At 47.9% G+C, this 22,918-nt stretch carries 13 protein-coding genes; 11 read left to right on the top strand and 2 right to left on the bottom strand.

Features of this window, described 5'->3' with window-relative positions; all coding sequences use genetic code 11:
* Positions 1–155 precede the first annotated feature (155 nt).
* The 10 genes from H6A34_RS00070 to H6A34_RS00020 all read left to right on the top strand — a co-directional run bounded on the left by H6A34_RS00070 (position 156) and on the right by H6A34_RS00020 (position 19,933).
* Positions 156–1,271 (top strand): glycoside hydrolase family 5 protein, encoded by a 1,116-nt coding sequence (locus H6A34_RS00070; RefSeq protein ID WP_205102695.1) that lies wholly within the window; start codon positions 156–158, stop codon positions 1,269–1,271.
* A gap of 28 nt (positions 1,272–1,299) precedes the next feature.
* On the top strand, positions 1,300–3,792 hold the full coding sequence (locus H6A34_RS00065; protein ID WP_239480697.1) for a glycoside hydrolase family 94 protein: 2,493 nt from the start codon (positions 1,300–1,302) through the stop codon (positions 3,790–3,792).
* Positions 3,793–3,826: 34 nt separating this feature from the next.
* Positions 3,827–5,212 carry an MFS transporter gene (locus tag H6A34_RS00060; RefSeq protein WP_205102693.1) on the top strand — a complete coding sequence of 462 codons (1,386 nt, stop codon included), beginning with the start codon at positions 3,827–3,829 and terminating at the stop codon, positions 5,210–5,212.
* A 193-nt stretch (positions 5,213–5,405) separates the two neighbouring features.
* Positions 5,406–6,608, top strand: coding sequence for a glycoside hydrolase family 5 protein (locus H6A34_RS00055; RefSeq protein WP_420870784.1), 1,203 nt, complete (start codon positions 5,406–5,408; stop codon positions 6,606–6,608).
* 275 nt (positions 6,609–6,883) lie between these two features.
* Entirely contained in the window at positions 6,884–10,063 is a 3,180-nt protein-coding gene (locus tag H6A34_RS00050; RefSeq protein ID WP_205102689.1) for a SusC/RagA family TonB-linked outer membrane protein, read from the top strand.
* Between the two features lie 16 nt (positions 10,064–10,079).
* A complete protein-coding gene (locus H6A34_RS00045) occupies positions 10,080–11,831 on the top strand; it encodes a SusD/RagB family nutrient-binding outer membrane lipoprotein (protein WP_205102687.1) in 1,752 nt (583 codons plus the stop codon).
* Positions 11,832–11,853: 22 nt separating this feature from the next.
* Positions 11,854–12,849 carry a hypothetical protein gene (locus tag H6A34_RS00040; protein WP_205102685.1) on the top strand — a complete coding sequence of 332 codons (996 nt, stop codon included), beginning with the start codon at positions 11,854–11,856 and terminating at the stop codon, positions 12,847–12,849.
* A gap of 116 nt (positions 12,850–12,965) precedes the next feature.
* A complete protein-coding gene (locus tag H6A34_RS00035) occupies positions 12,966–15,251 on the top strand; it encodes a glycoside hydrolase family 3 C-terminal domain-containing protein (protein ID WP_420870780.1) in 2,286 nt (761 codons plus the stop codon).
* 41 nt (positions 15,252–15,292) lie between these two features.
* Entirely contained in the window at positions 15,293–17,626 is a 2,334-nt protein-coding gene (locus tag H6A34_RS00025) for a glycoside hydrolase family 3 N-terminal domain-containing protein (RefSeq protein WP_239480696.1), read from the top strand.
* A gap of 291 nt (positions 17,627–17,917) precedes the next feature.
* Complete coding sequence (locus H6A34_RS00020; protein ID WP_205102681.1) at positions 17,918–19,933, top strand: alpha-L-arabinofuranosidase C-terminal domain-containing protein; 2,016 nt, start codon at positions 17,918–17,920, stop codon at positions 19,931–19,933.
* Positions 19,934–20,300: 367 nt separating this feature from the next.
* Here H6A34_RS00020 and H6A34_RS00015 read toward each other — a convergent pair whose 3' ends face one another.
* Complete coding sequence (locus tag H6A34_RS00015; protein ID WP_205102679.1) at positions 20,301–21,956, bottom strand: DUF5123 domain-containing protein; 1,656 nt, start codon at positions 21,954–21,956, stop codon at positions 20,301–20,303.
* Positions 21,957–21,985: 29 nt separating this feature from the next.
* Positions 21,986–22,498: a RagB/SusD family nutrient uptake outer membrane protein gene (locus H6A34_RS00010; protein ID WP_338088575.1), complete on the bottom strand. Its 513-nt coding sequence runs from the start codon at positions 22,496–22,498 to the stop codon at positions 21,986–21,988.
* 39 nt (positions 22,499–22,537) lie between these two features.
* Between H6A34_RS00010 and H6A34_RS00005 the strand changes: the two genes are divergently transcribed.
* Positions 22,538–22,912: a RagB/SusD family nutrient uptake outer membrane protein gene (locus H6A34_RS00005; RefSeq protein WP_205102678.1), complete on the top strand. Its 375-nt coding sequence runs from the start codon at positions 22,538–22,540 to the stop codon at positions 22,910–22,912.
* The last annotated feature ends 6 nt before the right edge of the window (positions 22,913–22,918 follow it).

Genomic DNA, 22,918 nt, shown 5'->3' with positions numbered 1-22,918 from the left:
AAAGACACTTATTGAACCTTTATCAATAGATAGCGAACCAACTCTTTTATAACATTTTACTTATTTTGCAACATATTTGATTTTTAGGTTAATAATCATGAATGAGTATATAGAATAAAAGAAATTTGTGACAATCCAATAAATTATTAAGAAATATGCGAAAGATAATGATTCTCGCTGCCGCAGTTGTGACTATGGCATGTTCTTCTATTGCCTCTACTGCGCAGACTGTAAACAATTTTACTATTAAACGCGGTACAAACATCAGCCACTGGCTCTCGCAGAGTGAGGAGCGCGGAGAAGCACGCCGCCAGCATATCAAGGAAGAGGATTTCGCACGCCTTGAGGAACTTGGATTCGACTTCGTGCGCCTTCCGATCGACGAGGAACAATTTTGGGACGAGCAGGGCAACAAGCTGCCCGAAGCATGGCAGTTGCTCACGCAAGCCTTGAACTGGGCCGGGAAGCACCACTTGCGCACCATAGTGGATATGCATATTATCCGCTCTCATAATTTCAATGCTGTAAACGAGGGCAAAACCAATGTGCTTTTTACGTCAGACGAAGCCATGCAAAACTATATAAATTTGTGGTACCAGCTGTCCGACGTGCTCAAGACATACAGCAACGATTCCGTGGCTTACGAGCTGATGAACGAGCCTGTAGCCGATGAGCATGAGCAGTGGAACAATTTGATTTTCAAGGTGCATAAAGCCATTCGAGAGCGTGAGCCACAGCGAACGTTAGTTATAGGTTCCAACAAGTGGCAGGGCACATGGACATTCAAGTACCTGCGCATACCAGAAGGCGACAAGAATATCATTCTTTCGTTCCATTACTATGAGCCACAGGTACTTACACACTACGGAGCGCCTTGGACACCAATAGGCAAGTACAGCGGCAAACTCACTTATCCAGGGCAGCTCGTTTCGCAGGCTGATTATGATAAAGCCCCTGATAGCTTGAAGCCTATACTGAAACAGTACACCAGCGTTTGGAATCGTGAGCGTATAGCCCAGGACTTCCGTGACGCCATTGCCGTGGCAAAAAAATATGGCGTACAGCTCTACTGCGGAGAATGGGGAGTTTATGAACCGGTTGATCGCGAGCTTGCTTATAAGTGGACAAAGGATATGCTGTGGGTGTTCGACAAGTACAATATAGCATGGGCCTCTTGGTGCTACGACAATGACTTCGGCTTCTGGGACCAGAAAAGTCAATCATTCAAGGATCGTCCGCTGGTGGATCTCCTGACGGGAAAAAAGAAATAACTTAATTAACTTTCTTACAAACAGAATAATGAAAAAGACATACGGACATTTCGACGATATCAACCGTGAATATGTAATTACCGACCCTGAAACACCATTCCCTTGGATTAACTACTTGGGCAATGAAGAATTCTTCAGTCTTATTTCCAATACGGCAGGAGGTTACTCTTTCTACAAAGATGCCAAATTCCGCCGCATTACGCGCTACCGCTACAATGACGTGCCAATGGACAATGGCGGCCGTTACTTCTATATAAAGGACGGCGACGTAGTGTGGAACCCAGGTTGGAAACCATGCAAGACCTCGCTCGACAGCTATGAGTGCCGTCATGGACTCAACTATACCCGCATAACAGGAAGCAAGAACGGCATTGAGGTCTCCGAACTTTTCTTCGTGCCACTGAATACATGGGCTGAGGTGCAGAAGTTGAGTATTCGCAATACCACTGACATGAAGAAGACTATTAAGCTCTTCTCGTTTACCGAGTGGTGTTTGTGGAACGCCGCAACCGACATGGAGAATTTCCAGCGCAACTTGAGCGTTGGCGAGGTAGAGATAGAGCAGGGAGCAGCCTCTACCGTCATCTACCATAAGACTGAGTACAAAGAGCGTCGTAACCATTATGCCTATTACGCCTTGGCAAATGCAAAGGCCGATGGGTTCGATACCGATCGTGAGTCGTTCATAGGTCTCTACAATGAGTTTGCCAATCCGCAGTGCGTCATGGCAGGCAAATCGTCTGATTCCGTGGCACACGGATGGAGTCCCGTTGCCTCACATTATATAGAGGTGAGCCTTATGCCGGGTGAGCAGAGGGACCTTATCTTTTTGCTTGGCTATGTCGAAAACGCGCAAGAGGAAAAATATGCCGATCCACATGCCGACCCGACGCTCATCACATCATTGGGTGCTCTAGACCGCACCATCGTAAACAAGGAAAAGGCTCACGCTACCATCGAAAGATTCTGCACCGTTGAGGCTGTGGACACTGCTTTTAATGAACTTCACGCCATGTGGGACAAGCTGCTCGACAAGTTCCAGGTTTCTACGGGCGACGACCGTCTTGACCGAATGGTGAACATCTGGAATCAGTACCAATGCATGATCACGTTCAACTTCTCACGTTCAGCCAGCTTCTTCGAGAGTGGCATAGGCCGTGGAATGGGATTCCGTGATTCCAACCAAGATCTTGTTGGCTTTGTGCACCAAGTGCCTGAGCGTGCCCGCCAGCGTATTATCGACATTGCTTCAACGCAGTTCCCCGACGGTGGCTGCTATCATCAATACCAACCCCTCACCAAGCGTGGCAATAATGACATTGGTGGTGGGTTCAATGACGACCCTATGTGGCTCATCTTCGGCACGGTAGCATATGTGAGAGAGACGGGCGACTTCGGCATCCTTGACGAGAAAGTGCCTTGGGACAACAAGCCGGGGTCGGAAGTGTCGCTCATGGAGCATCTTCGTATTTCGTTCAACCATGTGGTGGAGAATCTCGGTCCCCATAAGTTGCCTCTTATCGGTCGCGCGGACTGGAACGACTGTCTAAACCTTAACTGTTTCTCTTGGGATCCAAACGAGTCGTTCCAAACCACGGAGAACGTTTCCGAGGGTTCAAAGGCGGAATCTCTGATGATAGCGGGACTCTTTGTCTTCTGCGGTCGTCAGTATGCCGAATTGTGCAAGGTTTGTGGTATGGAGACTGAGGCAAAACGCGCTACAGGCTGTGTTGATGACATGGTAGAGGCGGTAAAGAAGTACGGATGGGATGGAGAGTGGTATCTTCGTGCTTACGACTTCTACGGCAACAAGATTGGCTCCAAAGAGAATGAGGAAGGCAAGATTTTCATTGAGTCGCAAGGTTTCTGCACTATGGCCGGCATAGGAATGGAGGACGGCATGGTAAGCAAGGCTCTCGACTCTTGCAAGCGTTACCTTGACTGCGAGCACGGCATGGTTCTCAACAATCCGGCCTTCACCACCTACCACGTGGAGATGGGCGAAATATCTTCTTATCCGGCAGGTTACAAGGAGAATGCCGGTATCTTCTGCCACAACAACCCGTGGGTTATTATCGGCGAGACTGTAGCCGGACGTGGCGATGACGCTTGGGATCACTACACCAAGATATGTCCGGCGTGGATAAAGGATCAGACACTCCATAAGGTAGAACCTTATGTTTATTGCCAGATGGTGGCAGGCAAGGACGCCGCACGTCCGGGAGAGGGAAAGAACTCTTGGCTTACAGGTACCGCAGCATGGAACTGGCTCACCATCACCCAGTATATCCTCGGCATACGTCCTACATATGATGGATTGGAGATAGATCCATGCCTGCCTAAGACAATGAAGAAGTACACCGTGAAGCGCAAGCTGCGTGGCAGCGAGTTGACCATTATCGTGAACAATCCAAATGGCAAGTCGAAAGGCGTAAGCCGGATAACCGTAGACGGACAGCCCATTGAGGGCAACGTTGTGAAGGCTCTTCCGGGCAAGCACGTAGTAGAGGTGGAGATGTAAAGTCAAAAGTGAATTTCACAGAAATCTGCTTATCATGGCCAAATTGACTGAAAAAATAGGATATGGCATGGGAGACATGGCGTCTTCCATGTTCTGGAAGATATTTTCTTATTATCTTCCCATTTTCTATAGTGATATCTTTAACCTGTCGCTCACCCATACTGCCACTTTGATGTTTGTGACGCGTGTGTGGGATGCAGTGTCCGACCCTATGATGGGCGCTATCAGTGACCGAACCAACACTCGGTGGGGCAAGTACCGTCCTTACCTGTTGTGGTTCTCGCTGCCATTTGCCGTCAGCGGAGTGTTGTTGTTTACCACGCCTGACTGTGCCGAGCAAGGACGGCTTGTCTATGCTTACATTACCTACATCCTTATGATGACGGTCTACACCTGCATTAATGTACCTTATGCTTCGATGCTTGGCGTGATAACATCCGACAGTTACGAGAAGACTGTGTTTTCAAGCTATCGTATGTTCTTCGCTTATGGCGGCTCGTTCATTGCCCTGTATTCTTGGGAGCCGTTGTGCAAGTTCTTTTCCGATTACAAACCTTTTTTCCTCGCTGTCGAAGGTCAGGCCGGTGCTTGGCAAGGCGCCATGATCGTTATCGCCACGGTGTGTTTCCTGCTTTTCATTGGAAGTTTCCTGTTAACCCGTGAGCATGTCAAGGGTGTCAAGGGAGACAAACTGATGAACGATTTTCGCTTTCTGGTGAGAAACTTCCCTTGGTGGATGATTACCTGCACGGCCCTCAGCACTAACCTATTTAACACGGTGCGTGGCGCCACGGTGGCTTATTATTTCAAATACTACATTGGAGATAGCAATATCGTTGACTTGGGGGTTGTCTCATTTTTCTTTTACGCAGGCGTGTTTCTTGCCATTGGTGAGGTGAGCAACATGATAGGAGTGGCGTGCGCCATGCCTTTGAGTAAGCGGCTGGGCAAGAAAACTACGTTCATTGTCTCTGCTGTGGCAATGGGCGTACTCAGCATAGCGTTCTTCTATATGCCGTTAAGCAATGGCGGATTCATAGGCATATTGCTACTTCAGGTACTCATCAGCATTTTCACCGGAGTGGTTAGTCCGCTGGTATGGAGTATGTATGCCGATGTGGCCGACTATTCTTACTACAAACACGGCACAGCCTCTACCGCCCTCATCTTCTCTTCCGGTTCCATGGCCCAGAAGTTCGGTGGTGCCATCGCCGGGTCGGCCGTGCTGCTTTTGTTCAGCTTTTTCGGCCTTCAGCCTAATGCCGCCACGCAGACACCTGACGCCATCTTTGGCATGAAACTGGCGATGAGCTACATTCCGGCATTCATCGCGCTGCTGATAATCGGCCTGATGGTGTTGTATCCGCTTACCACCAAGCGTATCGCGGAGTTCAAGAGTTCAGATATGGAAAAGCAATGATAAACTATTAAAAAAATAAAGCTTATTATTTCAAGTAATATCTGAATATAACGGAGCGAAGGTTTTATTCCTCGTGAAATAAGGTTTGTTTCCAGACAAAAGACGCTCATCAAACCTTTATTAATAGATAGTGAACCCGCTCTTATGGGAAATTTTACTTATTTTGCGACATATTTGGAAAATTAAATTAAAAATCATGAAAACGAAATTAAGGATTTGTTGGCTGTTGACGCTGATGTTTGCCGTAATGTCGTGTCACGCCCAAAAGACAGCCCGGCAATGGAACAGTGAAGTCACTGCTGGATGGAACCTTGGTAACCAATTTGAATGTTCTGCTCCAGGTCAAGATGGTGAGTCTATGGATATAGGTGAACCTGATGGCGCCGACAATGCTGAAACGGCATGGGGAAACCCGGTAGTGACAAAGAAAACAATTAAGGCCGTTCACGATGCGGGGTTCAATGCCATACGTATACCTATAAGGTGGCAATGCCACATCACCAACCCTGCGGCCATGAGTATCAGCAAGACGTGGATAGACAGGATAAAGGAGGTGATAGACTGGTGCCTAGAATATGACATGAAAGTCATCGTCAACGTGCAACATGAGAAATGGCTTGAGAGCCGCCCCTTTTATGCCAACAAGGAAGAGAACTGCCGGAAACTGGCTTTGCTCTGGATGAATATAGCAAATGAACTCGGCAAATATGATGACCGTGTCGCATTTGCAGGCACCAACGAGGTTCATGTGCCTAATAATTGGGGAAAACCTACTGCTGAAAACCTTGACGTGCAGAACGCCTACAACCAGACGTTCGTCGACATTGTGCGGGCCACGGGCGGAAATAACGTAAAGCGCCACCTGATAGTGCAGACTTATGTATGCAATGCTGATTTCGGCCTGTACAACGGCGACTTCGTAATCCCTAAAGACATTGAGGGCAACGGCAATGATTACATGAGCGTAGAGCTGCATTTTTACAATCCGTGGGAATATGCCGGCAGCGGCGAATACTACTACTGGGGCGAGCCGTACAAGCAGTATGGGAAAACGCCGCAGAGCGATGAGACGACGATGGTTAATTTCTTCGACAAGTTAGTTTCGGAATGGGGCTCTAAAGGATTGGGCATAGTGATTGGAGAATGGGGCATTACCGACCATTACAAAGGTTCAGAAGCCGACCGTATGCACGAAAATGTGTCTTATTACTGCAAGACATTGGTGTCAGAGGCGCGCAAACGCGGATTCTCTACTTTCATCTGGGACAACAACCGGTTTGGCAACGGCTCTGAAATGTTCGGTATTTTCGACCGTAATAAGAACATGGCGATTAAAGCTGACTGGGTAATAAAAGGCATTAAGGAAGGGATTGCAGAGAGTGCGAAACCTATGTGAACAATAAAAAACGCACGTTAACGGAGTTGTTTTGAGCGGAACAGCGGCAGTTACGGTTTCAAACAGTGTCCTTGCGGCCTGCAACAGATGGCTTTTCGCCTCTTAAAAGGTGGCCTCTCACGCTGTAAAAGGACGCTTCCTGCAAATATGTATGAGGCAAGCTAAAACCGTAAGAAAAAGCCGCGGAAACGCAACATATCGTAAGTGTTTGCGATAAAGAGCCGCAAACAACTTCGTCAACGGACAAAAATGAAATACATCTTAAAAATACTATTATGGAAATTAAACGATTTAACTTAGTGTTATGCATGCTCGGGGCGAGCCTGATTGCGCCGGCGGTCATGGCAACCACGCCAAGAAGAGCAGACGTAGGCATAACGGCGACCCAGACGGGTATTACAGTAAAGGGCAATGTCTCCGATGCGCAAGGCCCGTTAATCGGCGTATCAGTGAAGGTGGTAGGAAGCTCAAAGGGCGTTATTACCGACCTTGACGGTAACTTTACCGTACAGTGCAACGCCGGCGATGAGCTTGAGATTTCCTATGTAGGATACAAAACCGTACGCGTGAAGGCTCAGAACAATTTGAAAATCACGCTTGAGGAGAACACGGCGAATCTGGACGAAGTGGTTGTCACCGCACTTGGTATAAAGCGCGACCGCAAGGCTCTCGGCTATGGACTGTCAGAAATAAAGGGCGACGAACTGACCAAAGCGAAGGAGACCAACGTGATGAACTCACTTGCCGGAAAGGTAGCCGGCCTTGTAGTCACGAATACGGCGGGTGGCTCTGCCGGTTCAACGAGAGTCATACTTCGTGGTACGACCGAGCTGACCGGTAACAACCAGCCTCTTTACGTGATTGACGGCGTTCCTTTGGACAATACCAACTTCGGAAATGCCGGCGAGCAGGGCGGTTATGACCTTGGTGACGGTATATCAGCCATTAACCCTGACGATATTGAAACGATGACCGTGCTCAAAGGACCGGCTGCTTCTGCTCTTTACGGTTCACGTGCATCTCACGGTGTAATCCTCATCACTACAAAAAAGGCGGATAAAGAAAAGATTTCCGTTGAGTATAACGGTTCGCTGACCATCGACACGCAGCTCGCTAAGTGGGACGACGTGCAGGAGATATATGGTATGGGCGATAACGGGCAGTACCAGCTTGACGCCTCGTCGGGCACAAACCAGAGCTGGGGCGTGAAGGCGGACATGATAGACAAGACTTATTATGATGGTTCAGTGCGTCCGTTCCTCATGTATCCGAACAACACGTCTTCATTCTTCCGCACCGGTCTTACAGCCCAGAATACGGCTATTTTGAGTGTCAACTCAGGCAAAACGGGCGTGCGTTTCTCTTTTACCGATATGCGTAACAAGGACATCCTTCCCAACACGCACATGAGCCGTGACAATTTCAACCTCCGTGTGACAACTTCAGCGGGCCCTGTTGATTTCGACTTTACGGCAAACTATGTGCGTGAGAACGTGAAGAACCGTCCGGCACTCTCCAACTCACAAAGCAACGTGGGCAAGAACCTCATGACCCTGGCGGGCACATATAATGTTGAATGGCTCAAGCATTACCAGAATGCTGACGGCACTTATGCCAACTGGAATGGTAACGACCAGTATAACAGAAACCCGTATTGGGACCTCTACAAGAACAACAACACTTCAGCGAAAGACGTGTTCCGCTTTACAGCGAAAGCCATTTACAACGTGAACAAGCACTTGAAAATCCAAGGAACGATTGGTACTGACATCAATAATATGAACTTCGATGAGTTCATTGCCCGTACGACTCCTGGCGTTCTTCCTGGTAAGCTCACCAACTCGATCTTTAATAACCGTACGCTGAACGCAGAGCTTCTTGCCCTCTATAACAACAACTGGGGCAACTTCGATTTCAATGCCACTCTGGGTGGAAACATATTTAAGGTCGACAACAAGACAACCGTCATTACCGGTACCGACCAGCAAATGGACGACGTGGTTTCAATCATAAATTATGCAGAGCAGAATGTCCAGCCGAGCACATACAAGAAGCAGATAAATTCTCTTTATGCAAGTGCAAGCCTTGGCTATCTCTCTACATACTATCTTGAAGGTACTATCCGCGGCGACCGTTCATCCACACTCCCGTCGGCAAACAACACATATATTTATCCTTCGGTATCAGGAAGTATCATCTTTTCTAACTTTTTCAAGAACCATAAAATCTTAAGTTTTGGTAAAGTCCGTGCTTCATGGGCGAAAGTAGGTTCAGACACTGACCCGTATCAGCTCGCCCTGATCTATTCGACGGGTAAATATAAATATCCGGGCTACACCATCGGTATGATAAACAACAACACACAGCCTAACAATAACCTTAAGCCGACAATGACCAGCTCTTACGAACTCGGCCTTGAGCTTAAGTTCTTCAACGGGCGCTTAGGAGTTGACTTTACATACTATAACCAGACATCAAAGGATCAGATTATAGCACTTGCTTCTTCTTCGGCTTCTGGATATCCCAGCCGTCTTGTCAATGCCGGAAAGATTCAGAATAAGGGTATCGAGTTAGCCATCAACGGCCGCGTGCTCCAGATCAAGGATTTTGCATGGGACGCAGGTATCAACTTCTCAAAGAACTCGAACAAGGTTCTCGCTCTTGTTGAAGGCATGGATTACCTCCAGCTGGCTGATGCGAGCTGGGCTGGCGTCTCGGTTGGAGCAGAGGTCGGAAAGAACTACGGCTCTATCCTCGGAACAGACTTCAAGCGCAACGAGAACGGCGACATTCTCATAGACAAGAACACGGGTCTGCCGCTTTACGACGAGAATCTCAAGACCCTCGGCAACTCTACCTGGGACTGGACGGGCGGTTTCTACTCAACGTTCACGTATAAGAACTTCCACCTCTCAGCCTCGTTTGACGTGAAAATGGGAGCCGACCTCTACTCGTTCTCGATGCGTTCGGCCTACTTAACGGGTAAGGCCAAGGGCACGCTCGCAGGACGTGAAGAGTGGTACCGCTCTGAAGAGGCCCGCAAGGCTGCCGGCATGACGGAAGCCGAGTGGCGCGCTGCAGGCAAGTGTGAAGGACTTATTGTAGACGGCGTCGTTGACAACGGCGACGGCACGTACAGCAAGAACACATATCCCGTGAACCCGCAGAACTACTGGAAGAGCGTTGCCGAAAAAGCTCCTGCATTGTTCATCTACGACAATTCTTACATCAAGTGCCGCGAAATCACGTTCGGATACACCTTCCCCGAAAAGATGCTGGGCAAGTTCATAAAGTCGCTCTCCATCTCGTTCGTGGCCCGCAACCCGTTTATTGTTTGGAAGAACATCCCGAACATTGACCCTGACTCAAACTACAACACATCAGGGTACGGGCTTGAGTACGGCTCGCTCCCGTCACGCCGTAGCTACGGTTTTAATATAAATGTGAAATTCTAACAGACATATTGTGATTATGAAAAAACATATTTTCAACATAGCATCGTTCATGATGCTTCTGACGCTTGGCGTGGGGCTTTCTTCTTGCTCCGACTCTTACCTGGAGGAGGTCAACACCGACGATTCAAAGGCGGAGACCATCGACCCGAATGCGCAGCTCACCACGGCTCTGCTGCAAACATACGGGGACTTTTCCCTGATGGACACATACCGCAGTTATATCACCGGCTTCACGCAGTATTATGCCGGAGGATGGAATGTTTCCAACTATGCCGGAGCGGTTTATCCAAAGGACTCGGAGATGGCTTATCCGTGGAACCGTTATTATCAAGTAGGTATAAAGAACCTTGTAGATGCCATCTATCACACTGAAGATATGCCGAACACCAATGCGGCGCTGCGTATCCACCGTGCCTACATGATGGCCGTGCTCTCTGACATCTACGGCGACATACCTTGCACGGAGGCTGGAATGTCGTACATCGACGGCAACGCCACCCCGAAATACGACACGCAGGAAGAGGTCTACGACTTCATTTTCTCAGAGCTGAAAGCGTGTGCCGAGCAACTCGGTACGGGTACTGACGTTATCTCCGGAGACGTCACTTCTTTAGGAAGCGACCCGGAGGCATGGAAGAGGTATGCCAATACTCTTCGCCTGCGTTATGCAATGCGTATTTCCGATGTCGCTCCGGAAAGAGCGCGTTCCGAATTTGAGTCTGCATTAAATGCCGACGGCGGCATTATCTCATCGGCCGACGAAGATGCTTACATAAAATACATCGATGTTCCCTTCACGCTTTATGACGGCGCCGCCGACCTTGATTTCAGGGCCAACGCACTTAGCGAGATGATATACGGACAAGACCCGACGTCGCCTTCGTTTGTCAGCTCCACCTTGTTTGATTATATGAAAAAGATGCACGACCCGCGCCTTTACCGTATTTGCCGCTGCTATATCCACACCACGCGCAGCCAGACCGATACGTCAGGCAACTATGACGTTACCGACGAGGTACTGGCTTGGGGCGAGCGCGGCGGCGAAGGCATCGTTCCGTGCAATGTCGGCGACGCCTGGTGGAGCGACTGGGTGAGCGCACCTGCCAACAGCGACATCCCTACCTTGGATTCACTTGTAAATCTTTATCCTGACAGAGGATACGATCAGAACAACTATAATGCCCGTATGATCAGGCCTACCATAGCCGTAGCGTTCTGCAATGCCGACTGCCCCGGCATACTTATCACCTCGGCCGAAGTAGAATTCCTGCTTGCCGAGGCTGCCTCGAAAGGCTGGAATGTCCCCGGCGACGCTGAAAGTCATTATGAAGCAGGCATTCGCGCATCAATGCAGGTGCTTAACAACTACTACGATATCGTCTCAAAGATTTCCGACGAAGAGATAGATGAATACATAGCGGAAAACCCGTTAGGCGATAATCCCCGTGAGTCGATCAATACCCAGGCATGGATTCTTCATCTTACAAATCCAAGCGAAGGCTGGGCGAACCTCCGTCGTTCGGACTATCCCGCGCTGGCCGACCGTACTTTGCTTCCTGTCCGTGGCGACTTCCCCCACGAAGACCCCAACCTGCAAACACCCGTACGCTTGCGTTATCCGCTGCTTGAGGGCAGGTATAACAGCGTAAATTACGAGGAAGCCGTTGACCGTTTGGGCGGAACCGACGATTGGCACGCCCGTGTATGGTGGGATGTCAACGAACAGAATTTCATGGACATTGAAAAGTTTAGCGAATCAATTGAATAATAGATTAACAGATTGAATAAAAATGAAAAAGACATTATATAAATTGATAACGGCAATAGTTGTTCTCTCAATGGGAATGCTTTGCTCCTGCTCTGAAGACAACGAAGGGTTTATCACGGCTACCGAGGATGATTTCCCGCAGATACTCCTGCCGTGGTTCGGCGATTGGGAGAACGGTGAGCCTGCTGTTTACAAGAGTATTTCACGCGACGCGGAATTTGTTGATTCAGCCGTAGTGACCCCTGCCCTCTACACCACCGTAGAGTGGTTCCTTGACGACGAAAAAGTATGTGAGGGCACTAAGATTCAGCTTTCTTCGATTTTGGCAGGAGATTATATCTTGAAGATTGTCGCTACCACGACAAAGGGAAAACAAACATCCCGAACGGGTATACTTGAAGTTTTACCGCTTGAAGGCGACCCTACTCCCACTGATGCTGCAAGCGACCGTCTGGTTGTTCCGGGAATGGAGGCGAAGCTGCACGGCACAAATATGGACAAAGTGGTGAAAATAACCATAGGTGACAAGGAGGCTGCTGCCACTTTTGTTCCCAATAACGGCAATGACTATATTGAATACACCGTGCCAAGCGACCTCGCTCTCGGCACATACCGCATAACTCTTACTGACAGTGACGGCAATGTTTATGGCGGCGATAAAATTGAAGTAACCGACGAACTTCCTGTCACGGAAGAAACAACTCTTTGGGAAGGCTCGTTCGATGTAACATGGGATACGCCGTTCGATCTCCTCAAGGATCAGTTTAAGGATTTGGTACAGAGCGGTGATATAGTCCGTGCGTATGTTTCCGGCGAGGGAACGGGCACTATGACTACCGCCTGGTGGAATAATATTCTTACGGGTAAAGGAGATCCTGAGCGCGGTGATATTACGATTAGTGGATCTATGGTTCTGGAGTTTGAGCTGACAGACTACTCTATTCAGCTGATGAACGAACAAGACGGAGCCCTTTTCGTCGGCGACGGCTATACGATTACTAAGGTTACAAAAGAATAACATAGCGCCATTTTAGATTGGTTATATTCTATGTGTGAATACAAGCCGTTGCCAATTATAAAGGGCAACGGCTTGCTTTTCTCGCTTTTGTGGATACCAATCAATAATTATAAATCATGAAAAAATTTCTTTTTCTCTTTTTTATGTTAGGCATGTTGACATCAAGCGCTGCCAACAACGATGATATAGAGTCAATGGTGGAAACGCTTCTGAACAAGATGACACTTGAGGAGAAAGTCCGCCTTAGTTATGCACAATCAAAATTCTCAAGTCCGGGTGTGGCGCGTTTAGGTGTCCCTGAACTTTATTGTAGCGACGGACCTCATGGCGTACGAATGGAAATCTGCTGGAACAGCTGGGACCATGCCGGCTGGACCAATGATTCCTGTACGGCTTTTCCTGCTTTGACTTGTCTTGCCGCCACATGGCAACCGGAGCTGGCTTCCCTTTATGGGCGGATGGTGGGTGAAGAGGCCCGTTATCGTAAAAAGAATGTTTTGTTAGGTCCCGGCGTGAATCTATACCGCACGCCTCTTAACGGTCGCAACTTTGAATATATGGGAGAGGATCCGTATCTTGCTTCGCGGATGTGTGTTCCTTATATTCAAGGTCTTCAATCCAAGGGTGTGGCGTGCTGCGTAAAACATTACGCGCTTAATGAACAGGAAACCTTCCGCAACCATGTGGATGTGCGAGTTTCCGACCGTGCTTTGTATGAACTTTATCTGCGCCCATTCCATGCTGCAGTAGTTGAAGGAGGCGCATGGAGCGTAATGGGCAGTTACAACCAATACCTCAATCAGCATGCAACTCATAACGCTCGTTTGATTAACGATATTCTGAAGAAAGAATGGGGTTTTGATGGAGCTGTGATTACTGACTGGGGTGCCGCGCACAATACGGACGAAGCCATCTTTAATGGTCTTGACCTTGAAATGGGCAGTTTTACTGACGGTCTTTCTGCTGAAGCTCCGATAAATTCGTATGATGACTACTATCTTGGAAGAGCTTATCTTGAGAAATGCCGCAGGGGCGAAGTTCCTGATTCGATAATCAATGACAAGGCCAGACGTATGCTCCGCCTGATACTTCGTACTGAAATCGCTGCCAATCAAGGCTTTGGCTCAATGAATTCTCCAGAACACGTTGCTGCTGCTCGTAAGATAGCGCAGGAAGGTATAGTTCTGTTGAAGAACAACGGAATCCTTCCTCTTGTTCCTAAGGATAAGATGAAGATTCTGGTGGTGGGTGAAAATGCCACCCGTAGTTTATGTGCCGGCGGTGGTTCAAGTGAACTCAAGCCCCGCGATGAAGTGTCGCCATTGCGTGGCATTAAAGAACGTTTCGGCGACAAATGCACCATAGAATATGTTAAAGGCTATGTTTCAGGACGCGCAATGTTTGGTAAAGTGGATGTATTTCCTCAATCCCTTTATGATTCTCTCCGAAATGAAGCCGTTGAAAAAGCAAAAACAGCTGATTACGTCATCTATGTAGGTGGGTTGAACAAAAATCATAGTCAAGACTGCGAGGGCGGTGACCGTGAATTTTATCATCTTCCTTTCGGACAAGACCAGCTCATAACAGAATTGCTGGCTGCCAACAGCAACACAGTATTGGTGATTGTGAGCGGAAACGCATACGACACGCCTTGGATTGACAAGACTCCGGCATTGGTACAGTCTTGGTATCTTGGAAGCGAAGCCGGACACGCTTTGGCTGATATTATTTCAGGAGACGTGTGCCCATCAGGAAAACTTCCGTTTACGTTTACATACGAACTTACTGATTATCCTGCCCACAAAATGGGTGCAATAGGTTATCCCGGGGTGTCGCCTGACAAGTTGCCTCAGCCTTTTGGCGGCGAAGAGGGGAAACCGTTGAATTCCGCCCGGTTGCTGAAAGCTGCCGTGAATGGCTGGAAAGGCATTGATTTCTGTGCTGTGCCGGGGGACGGAACAAAGAAGAATGAAACAGAAATATATGGCGAAGACATTCTTTTGGGCTATCGCTGGTTTGACTATTTCAAAACGAAAGTGCGCTTCCCCTTTGGTTTCGGTTTAAGTTATACTACATTCAGTTACGGTAAACCGACGATTAACGGGCGCACGGTATCGGTGCCGGTGCGTAACATCGGAAATGTGGCCGGGCAGGAAGTAGTGCAATTCTACGTCGGTGACGACAAGGCTTCGGTAATCCGCCCAGTAAAGGAACTTAAACATTTCGAAAAAATCGCACTTGAACCGGGAGAAACAAAACAGGTCTCATATACTATTGATGACGATGATCTGAAATATTTTGATGAGGAAAAGCATGAATGGGTAGCTGAACGCGGTACGTTTACTATTTATGTCGGTTCATCGGCAGCCGATATTCATGGCAAGGTGAAGTTCAATTATTAATCGCACCGGTAATGAGGCTTGTCTTCAAAATATTGATTGCCATGTTTTGTATTAATATGACTTGTGGTGCAACGACATTGGAACAACGTGTGGACCGGCTCTATAACAGCATGAGCCTGGCTGAACGAGTGGCTCAGTTGAGGAGCGTTTACATGTCTGAATTATTTATGCCGGATGGTAAGATTGACGAGGCTAAATGTAAGAAATTAATACCTTACGGCATAGGGCATGTGTCCCAATTTGCTATGGATTTAGGAAAATCGCCCAATGAGCAGCGTGACATGGTTGCCCAGTTGCAGAAATGGCTGATAGAGAACACGCCCAACCATATTCCCGCACTTGTCCATGAGGAGGTGCTCTCTGGAGTGAACGCCTTGGATGCCACTGTTTATCCTCAACAAATAGGTATGGCATGTACGTTCAATACAGAGCTGGCTGAAAAGAAAACCCGGCTTTCGGCAGCGGCGTTGCGTGCTATGGGCGGAACGCTTGCCCTTTCCCCTATGGTGGATGTGGTTCGTGACCCTTCGTTCAACCGTCTTGAAGAATCTTACGGAGAAGACGGTTATTTGTCGGCTGCAATGGGAGTTGCCTTTGTAAAAGGACTGCAAATGGGTGGAAATCTGCATGAAGGTGTTGCTGCTTGTACAAAGCATTTCCTTGGTTATGGCGGTGGAGCAAATGCTTCCGAAAAAGAACTTATGGAGGATATTCTGCTACCGCACGAGGCTATTATCCGTCTGGCGGGCAGCCAGGTGGTGATGACCGGTTACCATGCGTTTAACGGTACGAAATGTGTGGCTAACAAGTGGCTTCAACAGGATTTACTTCGCAAGTATGTGGGATTCAACGGGCTCACTGTTAGTGACTACGGCTCTATTCCACAGATTGATGAATCTCTTTCGCCGTTAGAGCTGTGCGCTGTGGCAATGAATGCCGGCAACGAAGTGGATTTTCCTACCGGTGAAGTATATGTCAATATTCCTGAAGCGTTGGAGAAAGGCCTCATCAGTGAAGACGTAGTGGAAAAGGCGGTCAAGCATGTGCTGATGTTAAAGGCAAAGCTTGGTTTGCTCGACAATACAGCGCGTCTGTACAGCGATGGGCATATAGAGTTTGACACTGACGAAGAGCGTGCCACATCCTACCATCTTGCCGCTCAATCCATCGTATTATTGAAAAACGGCAATATAGGGAGTGATAATAAACCTATTCTGCCGCTTACAGCCGAAAAACTTTCAAGACTTGGCGGACGCGTGTTCCTGACAGGGCCTAATGCAAATTCAATGTGGGCACTTGCCGGCGACTATACCTTCCAGGCCATGCACTATTTTTGGAAGGGTAAAGAGGAAAGTCCTCTGCGTCCCAAATATGTGTTTTTAAAAGAAGGCATGGAGCAAAAGATGCCCCAAGGAGGCTCGCTGCTCTATTCACGTGGGTGCGACTGGACTGATGTACCGGAAACGATAATGGAAAAAGGTGGTGACCCGAGGGTGGCTGAACAAAAGATAATCGACAACCGCATGGTAGACAGCCATGAACCGGCTGATTGGGATGAAGCCCTGCGGATGGCACGCCAGTGTGACGTAATCGTTGCGGCTATGGGTGAAAATGTGATGCTTAGCGGTGAAAACCGTGACCGTACAAAACTCACACTCCCGGGGCGGCAGGAGGAATATGTAAATGCGCTTGTCGCTACTGGAAAACCGGTTGTGCTTGTTGTGTTTGGCGGACGTGCACAGGTAATTAGCGATTTGGCAAAGAAATGTGCAGCTGTGCTTCAAGCCTGGTATCCGGGTGAGGAAGGAGGTAATGCTGTTGCCGATATTCTTTTCGGCAATGTGTCACCGTCAGGTAAACTCTGTGTCAGCTACCCTGCCGTTGAGCTTCATGAACCTGTTTGTTACAATTACGGTTTGGAGAAAGACTCTCGCATTGCATGGCCGTTCGGTTATGGTTTGAGCTATACTTCTTTTGAATATAGTGATATGCAGATTGACCGGCAAGTGGCAACTACTGCTGAAGCGTTCGGCCTCAGTGTTAATGTAAAAAATACGGGTAATGTTTATGCTGACGAAGTGGTGCAAATCTATGTCTCTCCAATTGACAGCGAGTCACGGTTAAAGCCTATCCAACTTCAAGGCTTTGCACGGGTAAGCCTCAAGGCCGGGGAAAAACAGACAGTGAGGTTCAGGCTTTTCCCGGAGCAGTTGGGATATTATGACGGTGGACAATGGAATATTGCACCTGGACGTTACATGGTCAAGGTGGCCGCATCATCGCAAGATATACGACAGGAACAAGAAATTGTACTCACAGGAAAGCACCATGTAAAAAAACTGCGCGAACATTATCTGTCAGAGGTGGTGAAGTGATAAATTAATATGAATTCCGCAAACATCCAATTCTTTCTACGGCAGCCGTATGTTGCCTTTGATATTTTTATGTTAATTGCAGCAGATAACGGTTGTCTTGATTAATCGTCTGATAATCAGTGCGTTGCAAAACGTGCCGTTTCGGAAGCCGAAACAGCACGTTTTAGCGGCTGAAACAGCACGTTTCATGGCATGATATGGCGCATATTGAAAATCCGGATGTCATAAGACACTTTTCAGTTGCATATCCGCGGGTATGGGATGAATGCGGTATTAATCAAAATTAACAATATGAACTTTCTAAAACTGTTTTATACACTTTGCTTTACCGCTTGTTTTATCCAGGCGGAAGCACAAGGCGTCGTGTTGGAAATCAACACTAATAAAAGTGGGGCGGAAATAGCCCCGACAATGTACGGAATCTTTTTTGAAGACATCAATTATGGCGCCGACGGCGGACTTTATGGCGAATTGGTAAAGAACAGGTCGTTTGAATTTCCGCAACCGCTTATGGGATGGAACACCATAGGTGGTGTGGAAGTGAGGAATGACGGCCCGTTCAGCCGCTGTCCCCATTATGTGAGATTGTCGTATAGCGGCAAGCGCGATATGTCCACGGGGATTGAGAATAGGGGATTCCTTGGAATGTCGCTTCTTGGCGGTGAAGAGTATCGGTTTACGGTATGGGCGAGAGTTCCAGGAGATGCTCAGGCGCAACTGAACGTTGGTTTGCGTGACCTTGATTCGCAGGAAGAAAGTTTTACTGTATGTGACACCAATATTAACGTATGCGGTAGCGAGTGGCGTAAATATGCCGTCGTGCTTACCCCGCCACACACAATCAAGAAAGCATCTCTTACGGTGTTTCTGAAGGGTAACACTCCGGTGGATGTTGAACATGTCAGCCTGTTTCCCGTAAATACATGGCGTGGGCATGAAAACGGATTGCGTAAAGACCTTGCACAGCTTGTTGCAGATTTAAGGCCTGGCGTGATGCGTTTCCCTGGCGGTTGTATCGTTGAAGGAGCGACTCTAAACACCAGATACAACTGGAAAAACAGTATCGGGCCAGTTGAAAACCGTCCGTTGAATGAAACACGCTGGAACTATGGCAAGGAACGCACACATTTTGACTATTACCAGTCATACGGTCTCGGTTTCTTTGAATTTTTCCAGTTTTGTGAAGAAATCGGTGCCGAGCCGCTTCCTGTGCTTAGTTGTGGTATGGCTTGCCAGTTTAATAACGATATTACCACGAAAGGTTCATGGATAGCGCAAGGTGATAGCTTAAACGAGTTCATACAGGACGCCATTGACCTCATCGAGTTCTGTAACGGTGACCCGGAGAAAAATGAATGGGCAAAAATAAGAGCCGAGATGGGACATCCTGAACCTTTCAACCTCAAATACCTTGCCATCGGTAATGAACAGTGGGGAGAATGGTATGCGCCAATGCTCAAAGCCTTTATGAAGCCTATCCGTAAGCTCTATCCACAAATCAAGATTATAGGTTCGTCTGGTCCCTGGCCTGACGGGAAAGAATACGATTACCTTTGGCCGGAAATGCGTAAGGCCGGTGTCGATTTTGTCGATGAGCATTTCTATAAGGACGAAGACTTCTTTCTCTCCGGAGCCAGTCGCTATGATAATTTCCCGCGAAAGGGTCCCAAAGTATATGCGGGTGAATATGCCTGTCATGGAAAAGGAAAGAAATGGAACCGTTTTTATTCTGCGATTTGTGAAGCCGCATTTATGACCGGTCTTGAAAGAAATGCAGATGTCGTGAAAATGGCAACTTATGCGCCTCTCTTTGCCCATATCAATGGCTGGCAATGGCGGCCCGACATGATATGGTTTGATAACCTGCGGTCGGTACGCACATCATCCTATTATGTGCAGCAACTGTTTTCCGTCAATCGTGGAACGCATGTATTACCCATTTCTGTTTCAGGGAACACGGATAAAATATATGCAAGCGCTGTTGCGGATAAGGACGACAAAAATGCGGTAATTGTGAAAGTTGTGAATACAGGTGAAAAAGATATTCCTGTCTCAATTAACCTAAAAGGCATGAATTGTGAAAGTTCTATGCTTACCACTGTATTATCTGCTTCTGAGAGCCAACCTTTGGGAAATGTTAATTATGGCAGTGACAAGGTTCATAGTATTCTTGATTGCGATAACTCACTCGATAATCCGGAGCGAATCATTCCACACACCGCTGAATCGAAAGTAATGTGTCCACATATTACAGTAAAAGTAGCCGCTTGTTCGGTCTCAATTTTCAGAATCAAGGCCATAAAATGATTTTATATGCTTTTTCTATACATGAACCATAGTAATAATGCTAAAAGAAGGTCTTTTTCACTGGATAAAAAGCTGTATATGATTGATACACAGTTCTGAACGTATAAAATACCTTGAAAATCAATAAATTAATGAGGGAATGGCTTTAATCCTTCTCTCCGCTCAAAATTGAGAAAGTCCTTAAGATTGGAGCTTAAGGACTTTTTCTTTATTCGGTATTTTCCCTTTTATTCCAGGTAAGGAAAATGTGTCCGCCCATTCTGGAAATATGTATTTTTGTCTTGTACATTATTCAGAAAGTGCGGACACGGTACATAGCAACTAAGCGTTCAACAAGTCATGTCGTTGTGGAGTATGACCTATTAGGTTATTCCCAACGAGGGTCGCCGGCGTCAACATCGCTCTTCAACAGTGTGAAATCGCCGTTTTCCGGGTCGGTGAATAGTGAAGAGGCGTCATATTCGAGCTGGACGGTCGGCGTAAAGACAGCCGAACTGAGCGCAAAGTCGTTGGTGAAGTAGACTTCGGATATGGTCGGGTCGGTGTCGTTTCTTATTCCGCTGCATTTCGATTCGTCCTGGCATGCCGAGAATATACAGCCCGAAATTGTAAACGTTATGCTAGAGCAGTCTTGTGCGTCAATGATGTACTTGTCGCTGCCGGGGCCGTTGTAGAACGTGCAGTTACTTATTTCCACCGAGCCGGTATTGCTTTTGCGGATGTCCATGAACGAGTGTGAGAACGTGTCGAACGTTGAGTTGCTAATCTTTACTCCGCCTACGGTGTAGGCAGCGTTGTTCCAGTACATTATGGCATAGCCTGCGCCGGTTGACATATCGGTGGCGATGCAGTTGTCAATCTTGATTGAGTCGATGGTTATTGCTGCTTCGTCTTTCAGGCGGATGAGGCTGCGCACGAAGTTGCTGAACTTGCAGTCTGTGAACGACAGGTCGCTGCCAACCGTTGCTGCGTCGCCTTCGTTAATCAGATATTGCGCACCGTTGTCGACTATTGATACGTTCTCAAACCGTATGTAGTTGTGCGAACCGGCTATGTCTACACTCTGGTTGATGTTGAGGGTTGGCGTGCTGCCTCCTGCCAGGCCGAAGAACGTCACCGACATACCGTCGGGTATCGATACTTCCGCGTCGTCCCCGGTTTCCGGGTCGGTAGCGTAGAGCGACACGGTAGTGCCAAGGTTGAGGCCTATTGTTACGGCATAGTTTTGCGGGTCAGTGCCGCTTTGTGCCAACGCAAGTGCCGAAATCTCGTCTATGAGGTCTTGGTCAATGCGTGTAATGCTGCTGTCGAGAGTGTAAAGATAGGCGTCAGACGGCGGTGAAGCCATCGTCGAAACGTTCAGTGTGCCGCGTTTCGATTCGTTGTAGTACAGGATGAACGTGTACGTAGTCGAACTTTTCAATCCTTCTACCGTGTATTCACCGGTCGAAATCATCTCGTCCGTCATTTCGATTCTTGTCGTGTCGCCGCCTTGCACTTGCGCGATGTGTGTCAAGTTGTCGGTCACTGTCCATGACAGGCGTATCCATGTGTCGCCGCGGTCTTCGTCTGTGGGTGTGTTGAACAGTTGTTCGGCATCTGTCCTGAACGAATTTCCGTTGTCGTAGTACACCCATTTCGATTCGCTTTTTTGCGACGACATTGATTTTATTCTAAGATGGTATGGAGTGTCGCCGATAAGTCCGCTTATCGTGTCGGGCGACGATATTATGCTTTTGTCTTCGCCGTAGGCTATCGAGCCGCTTGACGCTCCAAGGGCGATGTCGTCGGTAAGCGAGTCCGTGCTGACTTCGATTATGTAATATTCGGCGTCTGACACTTTAGTGAATGTCACTTCTGCGTAAGTATCGCCTGGCGATACTGTAAGGTCGTCGTTAGATACTCCGAACAGTCTGTCGTACGAACTGTCCACGTCCCAGTCGTTCTTGTCCGTACACGATGCCGCCGAAAAGCCTATGGCTATCGCTATCGCGAATCCGTATATGGTCTTTAATGTGTTCATCTTTTTCGTTACTTAATGTTTACGTTTTGTTAATTAGTATAGCCGTAAGAGTTCTGCAACGTTCCGTTTGAGGCTGAAATTGTAGTCGATCCTATCGGCATCAGGTAACGGTTTACAACCGAAGGCTCCGTACCTGATATCCCGAGCGACTCTATGCTGCTGCCTACGAGGCCGCTGCTTATCGACGGTAGGTTGGTGTACACCTGTGTATCGTTGGTGTCTGTTATGTCGCTGCTGCCATAGGAACTTTCCGAGCCGTCATAGTCGCTTGCCGTAATGTCAGCCGGATCGGTGTACCATGTTATGCTTGACATGTCAATCTGTGTTTTGGCAGCGTCTGAATAATTGAAATAAACAGTCTCCTTGAATGTTCCGTCTTGCAGGTATTGAAGGTACAGTTCTTTTGATTCCTTTATCTTTGGTACAAGCAAGTTCCATCGTATCAAGTCCCATTTACGCATGCCTTCGCCAGCCAGTTCCCATGCGTTTTCCTGTACAATCGCGTCGAAAAACGAATCTTTGTCAGATGATATATTGTTTATGTATGCCTGTGCTTCAGTTAGGTCAGCCGAGTCGAAGAAATGCTCGGCAACACGCCATTCGCCATCTACGTAGGCAAATGGGATCCGCGAATGATGAGCGACACATGGAAGTCACAGAACCTCGTGGCAACAGCAAAACAAGGATATGGTATCAACCCCGTGAAACTGCGTTATTCGCAGGTTCTGCTCTATTATGCCGAAGTGATGAACGAATTGGCTGGCAGCCCTGACGCCCGTTACGACGGCGATGCCGGCATAACGGCACGTGAAGCGCTGGCGCAAGTGCACAACCGGGCGTTCGACTCGGCTGACCTAACTGAAGCACAGGCATACATAAACAATATATCATCTTATCGACGGATTAAAAATGACAAACTTAGGTATCCTTTGGATTGGAACAGCGAAACAGCGTAGCCGGAT

Source organism: Marseilla massiliensis (genome assembly GCF_016899855.1).
Taxonomy (GTDB): domain Bacteria; phylum Bacteroidota; class Bacteroidia; order Bacteroidales; family Bacteroidaceae; genus Prevotella.
Note: the sequence above shows the minus strand (reverse complement) of the source record. Positions and strands in the feature narration are given on the sequence as shown.

Coding starts and splice junctions, on each gene's coding strand:
- H6A34_RS00045 (WP_205102687.1), top strand. CDS start 10,080: ATGAAAAAACATATTTTCAACATAGCATCGTTCATGATGCTTCTGACG.
- H6A34_RS00005 (WP_205102678.1), top strand. CDS start 22,538: ATGCTCGGCAACACGCCATTCGCCATCTACGTAGGCAAATGGGATCCG.
- H6A34_RS00050 (WP_205102689.1), top strand. CDS start 6,884: ATGGAAATTAAACGATTTAACTTAGTGTTATGCATGCTCGGGGCGAGC.
- H6A34_RS00015 (WP_205102679.1), bottom strand. CDS start 21,956: ATGAACACATTAAAGACCATATACGGATTCGCGATAGCGATAGCCATA.
- H6A34_RS00020 (WP_205102681.1), top strand. CDS start 17,918: ATGAACTTTCTAAAACTGTTTTATACACTTTGCTTTACCGCTTGTTTT.
- H6A34_RS00040 (WP_205102685.1), top strand. CDS start 11,854: ATGAAAAAGACATTATATAAATTGATAACGGCAATAGTTGTTCTCTCA.
- H6A34_RS00065 (WP_239480697.1), top strand. CDS start 1,300: ATGAAAAAGACATACGGACATTTCGACGATATCAACCGTGAATATGTA.
- H6A34_RS00070 (WP_205102695.1), top strand. CDS start 156: ATGCGAAAGATAATGATTCTCGCTGCCGCAGTTGTGACTATGGCATGT.
- H6A34_RS00060 (WP_205102693.1), top strand. CDS start 3,827: ATGGCCAAATTGACTGAAAAAATAGGATATGGCATGGGAGACATGGCG.
- H6A34_RS00035 (WP_420870780.1), top strand. CDS start 12,966: ATGAAAAAATTTCTTTTTCTCTTTTTTATGTTAGGCATGTTGACATCA.
- H6A34_RS00025 (WP_239480696.1), top strand. CDS start 15,293: ATGTTTTGTATTAATATGACTTGTGGTGCAACGACATTGGAACAACGT.